Below are 11,607 nucleotides of genomic sequence, written 5' to 3'. Positions count from 1 at the left end.
GAACAAGCTACTGGACCGTACCCGGCAGCAGGCCACCCGCCAGAAAGCGGTGCAGGAGCTCAGCGCCGGCCAGGAGCAAGCCGGTACTACGGCAGAAGGGGACCTTATTTATAAGGAGTATGAGCGTGCCGCCATGGACGCCATCACTAAGCTCCCCAAACGCAGGCAGCTGATCTTTTTTATGCGCACGCAGCAAAGCATGTCCCTCAATGAAATAGCCGCTGCCTTCCATATTTCCCGCTCGGCGGTGAAGAAACACCTGTATGCCTCCATCCATTTTATTAAACAGCAGCTGCATTTGGAGTAAGAAAAGGCTTTAGCGGCCCGGTACTGGCATTATTGCTTCCTGCCTGCCGTTTGTAAGGGCTGATCTTACCTGGTAATCAGGCACTTAAAAAATTTTCAAAAAAACTTTCACTTCGGGGTGTCCATTTGAGACAGGAGTGCGTCTTTACTCCTGTATAGCAGAAACTACCCATGGACCAGCCGACAATTATATTATTACTGGAAAAGTATGCCCGGGGCGTTGCCTCGCCGGAAGAAGCCGCACAGGTAAGCGCCTGGCTGCAGCAAACTACCCCGGCGGAGTTCGATGCTGTATTACAGCAGTGTGATGTGCCGGTGGAGTTTAAGGCGTTCCCGCCCATTTCCCCGGAATTTGCATACAGGCTGGAAAGCCGGCTGGATGCGCTGGATGAAGGAGCGGCGCCTGTACGCCGCCGTGGCGTAGTATATCTGAAAAGATTAGCAGCCGCTGCTGCCGTGCTGGTATTGCTGGGGGCCGGTGCTTTTTACTGGTTACGTAAGCCCGCCCCGCAACCCCTTGCGCAGGTAGTACCTAAAGCAGCCGCGCCGCAGGTACATGCACCCGGCGGTAACCGGGCCATGCTTACCCTGGCAGACGGCAGCACCATTGTGCTGGACAGCGCGCAGAATGGCGTGCTGGCGCAGCAGGGCAGCACCCGCATTATAAAACTGAATAACGGACAACTGGCTTATACCCCGCCCGCTGCCAGCAACGGCAGCGAGGCGGTTTTTAACACCATTAGCACCCCTGCCGGCGGCCAATACCAGCTGACCCTGCCGGATGGCAGCAAGGTATGGCTGAATGCCGCCTCCTCCCTACGTTTTCCCAACCATTTTAGCGGTGACGAGCGCAGCGTGGAGCTGCATGGGGAAGGGTATTTTGAAATAGCGCATAATAAAGCCCTCCCTTTCCGGGTAAAGGTGAACGACGCAGTAGTAGAAGTATTAGGTACTCACTTTAACGTGAACGCCTATAGCGATGAAACAGATGTACGCACCACTTTACTGGAAGGCGCTGTGAAAATGAGCAAAGGCGCAGCTTCCGTATTACTGGCCCCGGGGCAGCAGGCCCGCCTGCAAAAGAACGGGAATATGAACCTGGTAAAGGAAGCGGATCTGGAGCAGGCCATGGCCTGGAAGAACGGTTATTTCCAGTTCAATAAAGCCGACCTGCCCACACTGATGCGGCAGATCGCCCGCTGGTACGGCCTGGAAGTGGTGTACGAAGGCCCCGTAAAAGATTATGAATTTGTAGGCAAAATAGCCCGGAACGTATACCTGGCCGATGTTTTAAAAGCGCTGGAAGGCAGCGGGGTGCACTATCGTATGGAAGGCAACCGCCTAATAATAATGAGCTAATTATAATAATCACAGATAAGGGACAATAATAACACATAGCAAACAAACACGTGTATCGAAAACTTAAATAAACAGGGTTTTCCAAAAAGAAACCGGAAGTGCAGCGAACACTCCCGGCGGGCGTTTGGAATAACTACAAAGATGCGTTGAACAACTTTAATTAACCAAACCAAACAAAGTTATGAAACTACGGGTACATTGTAAAGTGCCGCCCAGGCGACATTTTGCAGCCACCAACCTCATTCTTGTTATGAAATTGACCACACTTTTTTTATTGGTTGGCATTTTACAGATCAGTGCTAAGGGATACTCACAAAAGATCACCCTGGCCGCAAAGAACGTACCGCTGAGCAAGGTGTTTGCCGACATCCAGGCCCAGAGCGGCTTTTCCCTCCTGTACGATAATAACCTGATCAAGCAGACAAGGAATATTGATATTAATGTAAAAGAAGCGTCGGTTGATGAAGTGCTGACCACCTGCCTCAAAGGTTTACCACTCACCTACGAGGTAGCCGGTAAGATCATTATTATCCGCGCAAAGCCCGGCGGGGCCGCCGTTACACCACCGCCGCCCCAGACCGTACAGGGCACCGTAAAAGATGAAAGCGGGCAACCCCTGTTCGGCGCCGTAGTATACCTGAAGGAGATAAAACGTGGTGCGCAAACCGGCGCAGACGGCTCCTTTACCATTGCCAATATAGCCCCCGGCACTTATACCCTGGCCATCTCTTTTTTGGGGTATGAGCCGCAGGAACAGCAGCTAACAGTGAACAATGAAACCGTAAACATCACCGTTACTCTCAAACAGGCGGTGAACAAGCTGAAAGATGTAGTAGTGGTAACAGCCCTGGGGGTTAAAAGATCCGAAAGGTCTGTTACCTATGCTACCCAGCAGGTAAATGGCAGTGAGCTTACCAAGGTAAAAACATCTAACCTGGTAAATACCCTGAATGGTAAGGTGGCCGGGTTAAACATCTCCTCCAGCTCCTCCGGCGTGGGTGGTTCTGCCAAGGTAATTTTGCGCGGTAACAAATCGGGCCTGCAAAGCAACCAGGCATTGTATGTGATCGATGGGGTGCCTATGAACAATACTACCACCAACCAGCCGAACAGCTCTTATGGCGGTGGTACTTCCTATGATGGGGGGGATCCCATCTCTAATCTGAACCCGGAGGATATTGAAAGCATTTCCGTGCTGAAAGGTGCTTCTGCAGCGGCATTATACGGCAGCCAGGGCGCCAATGGTGTGATCCTCATTACCACCAAAAGCGGCAAGGCAGGCCGTTTGCAGGTGAATGTATCTTCAGTATACACCATTGACAAAGTGGCTACTAAACCGGAGTTCCAGAACAGCTACGGGCAAACACCCGGTACGCCTACCCAAAGCTGGGGCGATAAAATTTCCAACGGCGGCCACGATAACCTGGATGATTTTTACCAGACCGGCCAGAACTGGACCAACTCCGTGAACCTCTCTGTAGGTACGGATAAAGCGCAAACCTATTTCTCTTACGCCAACACCAGCGCCAAAGGCATTGAGCCGGGCAATAAGCTGGGACGTAATAACATCACCTTCAAGGAAACCGGTCACTTCTTCGATAATAAGCTGACGGTGGAAGGAGATGTGAACTATGTAACGCAAACCATAGACAACACGCCCACTGCAGGTTTTTACACCAATCCTTTAACGGGCCTGTACCTGTTCCCACGGGGTGTAGATATACTCCCGTATAAAAATGGCTTTGAGCAGCTGAATGCCGCTACCAACCGGCCCACACAGAACTGGGGCTTCCCGGAAGATATCCAGCAGAATCCCTGGTGGATCGTTAACCGCAATACCAATTCACTGACCCGTAACCGGGTGCTGATGAATGCCAGTGTAAAATATGATGTAAAACCCTGGCTGAATATCCAGGCCAGAGGAAGCATAGACCGCATCAATGATATTTACGAGCAGAAGCTGTATGACGGCACCAGCAATGTAATTGCACCGGTGAACGGCGCTTACAATTACCGCAATGGCGTAAACACCCAGCAGTATGGTGACCTGATCGCCAACTTCAACTTCCCTGTTAATAAGTTCAAGGTAACAGGCCTGGTAGGTACCAGTGTGCGGGATGTAAAAACTACCGGTAACTATTATGCTTCCGGCCAGGATGGATTGTACCTGCCCAACGTGTTCACCCTGCAGAACTTTAAGGTATTAAACCCGCTGAACTCTGCTACCATGCAGGAAAAGCACAGTCAGTGGCAATCCGTGTTCGCCAGTGCCAACATCTCCTATAATGATTGGGTATACCTGGATCTGACAGCCCGTAACGACTGGGCATCTAACCTTTCCTACACACCGGATATGAGCTACTTCTATCCCTCTGTAGGTTTGAACTTTATACTGAGCCAGGTGCTTACCTTACCGCAGGCTATCAGCTATGCCAAGGTAAGAGGTTCGTTTGCGCAGGTAGGTAATTCTCCAGACGCATATATGAGTAACCCCGCCGCCTATACGATTGGCGCCGGTGGCGGTGTAATTAACAACACCAAAGCGCCCTTTACCACGCTGAAGCCGGAGCTTACGAACTCGCTGGAACTGGGTACAGAGTGGCGTTTCTTCAACAACCGTTTGAATGTAGATGCTACCTATTATAAGACCAATACCAAGAACCAGACGCTGGAGATCTCTGCCAGCCAGGCTACTTACTACAACAGCTTTTACATTAATGCCGGTAATATCCAGAACAAAGGGGTAGAAGTATCCATCGGTTATGATGTGATCAGCAGCAGCAAGCTGAAATGGAACACTGCGCTGAACTACTCTGTGAACGATAACAAAGTAATTTCCCTGGACGACCGCGTGCCTTACTTTACGCTGAGCGGCCAGTCCGGCACCAGCTATGCATCCCAGTTTGCCAAAGGCGGCTCTTACGGGGATATTTATGGCACCACCTTACAGCGCGATGCGCAGGGACGTGTAATGATAGATGCAAACGGCAAACCCATTGTGCAGGGCGGCGACCTGGTGTACCTGGGTAACGCCAACACCAAATGGCAGCTGGGCTGGAACAACAACATTACTTACGGTAATTTTTCTTTAGGGTTTCTGATAGATGGCAAATTTGGCGGGCAGGTATTGTCTGTAACACAGGCCATGATGGACCAGTATGGCGTGTCCAAAGCCAGCGGTGATGCACGGAATGCAGGCGGTGTACAGGTGAACGGGGTAGACCCAACCGGTAAAGCCGTGAGCGTAGTAGATGCGCAGAGCTGGTATGCTGTAACAGGCGGCCGTACCGGCGTATCCAGCGAATACATTTACAGCGCTACCGTGGTGCGCCTGCGTGAAGTAGCGTTGAACTATGCCATCCCGGTAAAGCCCCATTTTGTCAAAGGTCTGAAAGTAGGGCTGGTAGGCCGTAACCTGGCTTACTTCTCCAAAAAGGCGCCGTTTGACCCGGAAGTAACTATGTCAACCGGTAATGGCCTGGCAGGGGTAGACATTTTTATGCCGCCGGCAACCCGCAGTTTTGGTCTGTCTTTAAATGCCTCTTTCTAAAAAACTGATTCAACATGAAACGTACTAACAATAATATATACAAATCCTCCCGGTTATACAGGTTACTGTTTATGACAGGGGTGATCTTAACCGGCGCCAGCGCCTGTACCAAGAACTTTGAAAGGTATAATACGGATAATACCGGCGTAAATACCAACCTCACCTCCCTTATGACGCATGAGCAGATGGCGGTGATCAACTTCTCCGGCGGTGGTGATCCCAACTCTTACCAGCTGCAGCAGAACCTGAACGCGGATTGTTTTTCAGGTTATATGATGTCGGCCAACGCGTTCGGCGGCAATACGAATCTGAACTATTTTATGATGACCAGCTGGAATGGTGAACCGTTTAAAGTAGTGTACCTGGATGTATTGTCTTACGTAAGCAAGCTGCAGGGCATGGGCGTGGATAAAGATTATCCGGCTGTATTTGCGGTAGCGCAGATCGTGAAGATCATGGCTATGGGCCGGGCCACAGATATTTATGGTCCTTTGCCTTACAGCCAGGCCGGCACCGCTAAATCCGGTGTGGCATATGATAGCCAGCAAGCTATTTACAACAGCTTTTTCACAGAGCTGGATGCTGCTACTGCTGCGCTGAGATCCTGGATCAGCAGCGGGCAAAAGCTGCCTTTTGAATTTGCACCCATGGACCTGGTGTATAATGGCGATTTTAACCGCTGGCTGCAGTTTGCCAACTCCCTGCGCCTGCGTTTGGCCATGCATATTGTGAAGATCGATCCTACTACGGCCAGGGCGCAGGCAGAAAAAGCCCTGAACCCTGCTGAAGGCGGCGTGATCACGGATAATGACGGTATCATGAAAGTGAAGGTTTCCGGCGCTGGTTTCAGTAACCCGCTGGTGTTTATTGCCATGAACTGGACGGATATTAATATTGGCGCGTCTATCCAGAGTTATATGTCCGGTTATAACGACCCGCGTATTGGCCGTTACATGGACAAGTCAACTGACGCCAGCTTCCCGGTACAGTATAAAGGGATCCGTATAGGCAGCACCGTTAATAAGCCGGCCTACCAGACTTATTCTACCCTTAACTTTAAGGATGGCAGCTCACCTTCTTTTACCTTAACTACGCCGGTGCAGCTGATGACTGCTGCAGAAGTATATTTCCTGCGTGCGGAGGCTGCCCTGCGCGGCTGGTCCAATACCGCCGGTAGCGCACAGTCGTTGTATGAGCAGGGGATCAATACCTCCCTGGCACAGTGGGGGGTAACGGATGCTGCTTACATCAATAACAACACTGCAAAACCAGCCGGTTATACAGATCCGAAGAATGCGGCTAACAATGCAGCTGCGCCTTCTGATATTACCATCCAGTGGAGCGAGGCTGCTACCAACGAACAAAAGCTGGAACGCATTATGACGCAGAAATGGATCGCGATGTTCCCGGAAGGGCAGGAAGCCTGGACAGAGTTTCGCCGTACAGGTTATCCCAAACTGTTTACGGTAGTAAATAATAACAGCGGTGGTACCATTGATACCGATATACAGGTGCGCCGCTTACCTTACCCGCAGAATGAATACAATACCAACAGAACAGAGCTGAACAAGGGCATTCAGCTGCTGGGCGGCCTGGATAATGGCGGCACCCGGCTGTGGTGGGATGTGAATAAAGGAAATTTCTAGTTTTTTATACGATCAATTGTTAAGAGGAAACCATGCAAAAAAAAGCACCCGGCTTGCCGGGTGCTTTTACGTTTATAGAAAGTTGTATTATGATCAGGCTACGGCTGCTTTGCTGGTTACAGCCATGGCAGGGAACCGGCGGGTGCGCTGTTTCAGGAAGGAGATCACTTCCGCATCTGAATTATAACGGTTACCGATGTTCACAAAATGTTTAGCCAGCAGATCGTAACGTTTCAGCATCAGGAAAAGAAAGATCTGCATATAGTCAATACCCTCAAACACTACGGCGTCGTTAGCCACATAAACATCCAGGTTCTGGCGGAAGTTATGCGGATAGTCTGTCCAGTGCATAGAAGGTTTCAGGTGGTGGCCAATATGGTAACCATCATTCCAGCACTGGCGGTTGTAAGTGGAATTAATACAGGTAATACTGTTCTTATATGGATTATCCGGCTCACTGGCGCAAATAAAAGCATGCTGCGCCCAGTTACCCATCATCATTACCACACGGGAAAAGGCAAAGGGAATGATAAATACCACCAGGGTGGCCGGCCAGTTCATAAAGCATAATCCTACGCACATGGCAATGAACAGGATCTCGCCCCTTACCGCACGTTTCAGCAGGTTCTTACGGTTCTTACGGATAAAATAGCTGGCCAGGTGAAAGATGCCGGCAAAAAAGAAGCTGCCGAAATATTTTGCAAAACCCCGCAGGGAATCCCGTTGAAAGAACATGGTACAGCTGTCATCATCCGGCATATTATTTTCCGGGTGATGCATGCCGATATGATGGCTATAATAAGTTTCAGGACTTTGTCCAAAAAAGGGCCCCAGCACCCAGGGCAGGTAATGATTTAACCAATTGTATTTGCGTTCAAAAAAAGCGCGGTGGCTGGTGCAATGCAGCATCAGTATATAGGGACCTTTCAGGATAAGATTATTGAGCACCAGGTAGGCAACTGCGGCCGTCCACCAGATCCAGTTATTTACACCGGGTATGTACAATAAGATCGCCAGCGGTATTAAAGTAAGGGTAATACGGATGGTGAGATAGACAAACGGCAGGTCCCGTTCATCCTTAATAAGTGATCTGAAAAATTTTTGCAGGCGGTTGTACTCCCGATCCGGTTTTACATACACCGGGTCTGTTAACAGTGTAAATGCTTTCATGCTGATTATTAAAACTGGTTAAAAGGTATAGGCAAGTTGTAGGTTCGCATATCTCCAACTCTTTAGTTCGCTTATTCCAAGTTCTAACAAGATAACGTATTACACAGGATAAATTGCATAAGAAACGTTAAATCCGTGTTAGAGGGTTACTCGGCCTCTTCCTTAAGAACAACATTAAGTACCCGGTGGCTTTAACGCCTTCAGCAATTAGCCATTTATTCGGGATGCTTATTACTCAAAATACAATATATATGAAAAAAATAGACTTAATACGTAAAATATTCTATTTTTGTCCTTCAAAATAAATACCCTTACCAATGAAATTTTTATCAGCGTTACCCGTAGTAGCCATTGTCGCGTTGGCCTCTCTTCAGGTGAGTGTATCCTCCTGTTCCAAGGAAAATACCGATACCCTCATTGTTCGCGACACCGTACGTATTACCGACACCCTGCAGCTTAAAGACACGGCGATGACCACTGCCATTCTTACTTCTACTGCCTGGAAAACACAGGAATCAAGGTGGGTAAGAAATAACGGCAACATCAGCTATTACCTGAGAGGCGGATCCAGCAATACTGAAAGCCTGGCTATTCAAACACTGACTTTCCGTGCAGATGGCACCGGTACCCATTACAATGCGGATGGTTATACCGTTCAGTTTAACTGGGAATGGCTCAATAACGAGAAAACTTCTTTAAAGTATATTGATCATTACCCGGCGCCTACCGGCGACCATACCGTAACCTGGGAACATATCGTTTACAAGAACGGCGCGATTAAGTTTGGAGAATATGTTACGCGGACCGGGGAAACCCTGGTGGGTTATTCCATCTGGATACCGGTGTCATTTACTCAGAACGCAAACCTGCGCCTGGATTAATTTCCATGAAGTATATTCAATAAAAAAGGGGCTGTATCGATACAGCCCCTTTTTATTTATTAGTTCTTATCCCGTTATTTCTTCTCCCTGGCGGCTTTAAATTCAGAACCCTGTTTCCATGCCGGGAAAGTAGTTTCATTACTTAAGGTGTGGCCTACATCAAATAGCAGCTGCGCATCTTCCACCATGCCCGAGTATTCCCAGGTGCTGTCTACCTGGTCAAAAGGAGAGTGGTAGCGGTCGCGCCCATACTCCTCTATCTTCGTTTTGGCCCAGGCCGTATCATGTTCCAGCGACTGTGTGCCGCTGCCTGCATACAGGGCGGGGATACCCACTTTTGCAAAATTGAAATGGTCTGAACGGAAGAAGTGACCGGCAGAAGGGTTTTCATCCGGGGAAATGGTGCGTCCCTGTTTGGCGGCAGCACGTTCCGCATAATCATCCAGCTCTGACTGACCTAATCCTACAATGGTGAGGTCTTTGGTGCGGCCGTAAGTGTTCAGTACATCCATGTTAATATCAGCCACGGTGCTGTCTTTCGGATATACCGGGTGTGAGGCGTAATATTCTGAGCCTAACAGCCCCTGCTCTTCGCCGGTAAGGGCGATGAACAGAATAGAGCGGGCCGGGCGTTGCTGCAGGCTGATAAAGGCTTTGGCAATTTCCAGCAGGGCTACGGTGCCGGTAGCATTGTCGGCCGCGCCGTTGTAAATGGAGTCGCCTTTGATGGCTTCTCCAATACCCAGGTGATCCCAGTGGGCGGAGTAAATAATATATTCCTGCGGTTTGGTAGCGCCGGGCCATACGGCCAGCACATTATGAGAGGTAGATTTTTTGAGCTTGTTGTTGATCGTCACAGAGGCGGTTACCGGCAGGGGCACCGGCTTAAAGCCCGGTTTACGCGCGCTTTGCATCAGCGTATCAGATACACCGGCCAGCTGGAATAACTTCTTGGCGGCATCCAGTGTGATCCAGCCTTCCATACCAGCGCGCGACATATCATTATCTTCCGTTTGCAGGTACAGCTTAGCGCCGGACCAGCCGCTCCTCACCACGGCCCAGGGGTAGCTGGCCGGGGCGGTGTCATGGATAATAATAACGCCGGCAGCACCCTGGCGGGCGGCTTCTTCATATTTATAGGTCCAGCGGCCGTAGTAGGTCATGGTGTGGCCTTTGAACAGCGCAGTATCTGCAAATCCGGGATCATTTACCAGCACCACCACGGTTTTGCCTTTTACATCCAGGCCGGCATAATCATTCCAGTTATATTCCGGCGCTACAATGCCATAACCGGCAAATACCAGCTCACTGTTGTTCAGCTGCACTTTAGGTGTTACACGGCGGGTAGTGGCTACGTAATCGTCCAGGTATTTAAGGGAGAGCTGTCCGCCCTTGCCTTTAAATACCAGGGGGCCGGCTGGTTCGGAGGTGATCTCCACCATTGGTACTTCCTGCACATAGCTGTTACCGTTACCGGGCTGCAGGCCCAGTTGTTTAAATTGTGTTTCGAGGTAGCGGATAGTTTTTTCTTCACCGGTGGTGAAGGGCTTTCTGCCTTCAAAGGAATCGGCTGCCAGTACGTTCAGGTGCTGACGGAAACCTTCTTCGGTAATGGCTTTGAATGCAGTAGAGTCTTCGAGGGCTGCCGCATTTTTGCCGGGCCGGTTACAGGCGCCGAGGGCAAGGGCAGCTATCAAAAGCAGACGATAGCAGGTTTGCATGAAAGGAGTATTTAGCTGCTAAAAATAAATAATTATAAGTGAATGGCCTTATTGTACTGATTTTTGAGCGGTGTGATTGCAAAAAATGCAAATGCTTTTGGATAATTCTAAATAATTCCTATTTTTGCAACCCCCAACAAAGGGGATGGTGAGGTGCCTGAGTGGCCGAAAGGAACGGTTTGCTAAACCGTCGTACGGGTAACACTGTACCGAGGGTTCGAATCCCTCCCTCACCGCGGAAAGTTTGAGAGGGCTCTCAAGCTTTTTTTAAGGGTTCGGGGCGTAGCGTAGCCCGGTTATCGCGCCTGCTTTGGGAGCAGGAGGTCGCAAGTTCGAATCTTGCCGCCCCGACTGGAAGTAATTAGACCGCATCGTAAATGGTGCGGTTTTTTTATGTTGTAACGTCCCGATTGGGATCTGCCTTCAACAAATCATCAACAACCTATTCTGCCCCGATTTTTCCCTTGGTGCCCGATGAATACAGGGAAGAACTTTACTTTCAGGATGATCAACCGCCAACCTCCATAGGTTACCAACACCTAAGCTTATTGGCCGTGCATCAGGCTTCGCTTCATAGTGCAGATCAAAGGAATGTTCACTTAAGAATGATTCAAAACCTTCCTCTGCTCCATGATAGAGCTTTTTGAGCTCATCACGTATTTCCGGAATAAGCACTTTCTTTTGGCCTTGTGAATTTGGCAATATTTCACTGGACTCGCCATAGTAGGTACATAAAAAGGTATCAACCGGTATGGGAGAGCGATCTACGTGAAATGAATAAACATCGGTTGGGAAAAATGTATCATCCCGGTCATAGTGTTTGATTACATTAAGGATTGGCGATGCGCCATGAGCTTCCAATATCTTCAGGTCATTTAAAAGGATTTCACGGGCCAGTTGCCCTTGTTCACTCAGCTGAAGCTCACGAAGTTCCCCTGGTTCAATTTCCGTTATATTTCCGCTTAGCGCTACCT

At 49.5% G+C, this 11,607-nt stretch carries 8 protein-coding genes and 2 tRNA genes; 7 read left to right on the top strand and 3 right to left on the bottom strand.

Going from position 1 to position 11,607, the window contains the following annotated elements; translation table 11 throughout:
* The 4 genes from VIM87_RS12050 to VIM87_RS12035 all read left to right on the top strand — a co-directional run.
* On the top strand, positions 1 to 307 hold a 307-nt coding region (locus VIM87_RS12050; RefSeq protein ID WP_331997232.1), incomplete at its 5' end, for an RNA polymerase sigma factor.
* 170 nt (positions 308 to 477) lie between these two features.
* On the top strand, positions 478 to 1,665 hold the full coding sequence (locus VIM87_RS12045) for a FecR family protein (protein WP_331997231.1): 1,188 nt from the start codon (positions 478 to 480) through the stop codon (positions 1,663 to 1,665).
* Between the two features lie 250 nt (positions 1,666 to 1,915).
* Positions 1,916 to 5,215 carry a SusC/RagA family TonB-linked outer membrane protein gene (locus VIM87_RS12040; RefSeq protein WP_331997230.1) on the top strand — a complete coding sequence of 1,100 codons (3,300 nt, stop codon included), beginning with the start codon at positions 1,916 to 1,918 and terminating at the stop codon, positions 5,213 to 5,215.
* A 14-nt stretch (positions 5,216 to 5,229) separates the two neighbouring features.
* Complete coding sequence (locus VIM87_RS12035; RefSeq protein WP_331997229.1) at positions 5,230 to 6,861, top strand: SusD/RagB family nutrient-binding outer membrane lipoprotein; 1,632 nt, start codon at positions 5,230 to 5,232, stop codon at positions 6,859 to 6,861.
* A 93-nt stretch (positions 6,862 to 6,954) separates the two neighbouring features.
* Here VIM87_RS12035 and VIM87_RS12030 read toward each other — a convergent pair whose 3' ends face one another.
* Complete coding sequence (locus tag VIM87_RS12030) at positions 6,955 to 8,031, bottom strand: fatty acid desaturase (protein WP_331997228.1); 1,077 nt, start codon at positions 8,029 to 8,031, stop codon at positions 6,955 to 6,957.
* Positions 8,032 to 8,348: 317 nt separating this feature from the next.
* Between VIM87_RS12030 and VIM87_RS12025 the strand changes: the two genes are divergently transcribed.
* Positions 8,349 to 8,912, top strand: coding sequence for a hypothetical protein (locus tag VIM87_RS12025; RefSeq protein WP_331997227.1), 564 nt, complete (start codon positions 8,349 to 8,351; stop codon positions 8,910 to 8,912).
* Between the two features lie 74 nt (positions 8,913 to 8,986).
* Here VIM87_RS12025 and VIM87_RS12020 read toward each other — a convergent pair whose 3' ends face one another.
* Positions 8,987 to 10,633 (bottom strand): M28 family metallopeptidase, encoded by a 1,647-nt coding sequence (locus VIM87_RS12020; RefSeq protein WP_331997226.1) that lies wholly within the window; start codon positions 10,631 to 10,633, stop codon positions 8,987 to 8,989.
* Positions 10,634 to 10,780: 147 nt separating this feature from the next.
* Between VIM87_RS12020 and VIM87_RS12015 the strand changes: the two genes are divergently transcribed.
* Positions 10,781 to 10,869: transfer RNA gene (locus VIM87_RS12015), tRNA-Ser, on the top strand.
* A 40-nt stretch (positions 10,870 to 10,909) separates the two neighbouring features.
* A tRNA-Pro gene (locus VIM87_RS12010) sits at positions 10,910 to 10,984 on the top strand.
* Positions 10,985 to 11,056: 72 nt separating this feature from the next.
* Here the strand turns inward: VIM87_RS12010 and VIM87_RS12005 are convergent.
* A partial coding sequence (locus tag VIM87_RS12005; RefSeq protein WP_331997225.1) for a hypothetical protein occupies positions 11,057 to 11,607 on the bottom strand: 551 nt, incomplete at its 5' end.

The sequence above is a fragment of the Chitinophaga sp. genome (assembly GCF_036569125.1).
Lineage (GTDB): Bacteria > Bacteroidota > Bacteroidia > Chitinophagales > Chitinophagaceae > Chitinophaga.
Note: the sequence above shows the minus strand (reverse complement) of the source record. Positions and strands in the feature narration are given on the sequence as shown.